Genomic DNA, 1146 nt, shown 5'->3' on the forward strand with positions numbered 1-1146 from the left:
CATGTACATCGCGGAGTCCTCGCGGGTCTTGCGCCGCGCCCTCGCCGCCGGACACCGGCCGCGTTCCTTCTTCCTCGCGGAGAAATGGCTCGCCGACCTGGCTGATGTCTTTGAGCAGTACCCGGACGTGCCGGCCTACATCGGTTCGGCGGCGCTGCTGGAGGACATCACCGGTTTTCACCTGCACCGCGGCGCCATGGCCGCCATGCACCGTCCGGCTCCCGTTCCGTTGCCGGAACTGCTCGCCGGGGCTCGCCGGGTCGCCGTCCTGGAGGACATCGTGGATCACACCAATGTTGGCGCGATCTTCCGCTCGGCGGCCGCCCTGGGCCTCGACGCCGTGCTCGTGTCCCCGCGCTGCGGCGACCCGCTCTACCGGCGCAGCGTGCGGGTGAGCATGGGCACCGTCTTCCAGGTCCCGTGGGCCAGGCTCGAGGATTGGCCGGCGGCGGTGGATGTGCTGAAGGAACAGGGCTTCCTTGTGGCGGCGATGGAGTTGACCGCCGACGCCGTCGACGTCGACGCGCTGGCAGCCCGGAACCCGGAGCGGCTGGCCCTGGTGCTCGGCACCGAAGGCGCCGGGATGAGCGACGCAACCTTGGCCGCCGTCGACCTCGCCGTGAAGATCCCGATGCGAGCGGGCGTCGATTCGCTCAACGTCGCGGCAGCGTCCGCCGTTGCGTTCTGGGAACTGCGGCCCCGGGGCTAAGCCTCCGCTAGGTCCCGTGGGACGGTTCGTAGGGCGGCCGGATCTGGGCTATTATTGGTAGCTGGCCGTGCTGCGCCTTCGGGCGCCGGGCAGCCACTCCCACTCATACCTGGCAGCTGGCAAAATCCAGTTGTGCGAACAAAGGTCCAATTATGCAGTCTGATATCCACCCGAAGTACGAAGCTGTTGTTTTCAACGACCTGGCTTCCGGAGTCAAGTTCCTGACCAAGTCCACCGTGTCTTCCTCGAAGACCATCGAGTGGGAAGACGGAAACACCTACCCGGTCATCGACGTCGAAATCTCCTCCGAGTCCCACCCGTTCTACACGGGCAAGCAGCGCATCATGGACTCCGCAGGCCGCGTCGAGCGCTTCAACGCTCGCTTCAAGGGCTTCGGCGGCAAGAAGTAACCTTCTGCCCCGCAAGGTCTTTAGGAA

2 protein-coding genes are annotated in these 1146 nt (G+C 66.0%); both read left to right on the forward strand.

Translation table 11 applies throughout. The features are described from left to right. Window positions 1–709: TrmH family RNA methyltransferase (locus AB4Y86_RS19365; protein WP_441403741.1), on the forward strand; the 709-nt coding region annotated here is incomplete at its 5' end. A gap of 152 nt (window positions 710–861) precedes the next feature. Further along, on the forward strand, window positions 862–1119 hold the full coding sequence (locus AB4Y86_RS19370) for a type B 50S ribosomal protein L31 (RefSeq protein ID WP_056739465.1): 258 nt from the start codon (window positions 862–864) through the stop codon (window positions 1117–1119). Window positions 1120–1146: the final 27 nt, after the last annotated feature.

This window comes from Arthrobacter sp. 2YAF22_2 (assembly GCF_052114645.1).
In the GTDB taxonomy this organism is placed as follows: domain Bacteria; phylum Actinomycetota; class Actinomycetes; order Actinomycetales; family Micrococcaceae; genus Arthrobacter.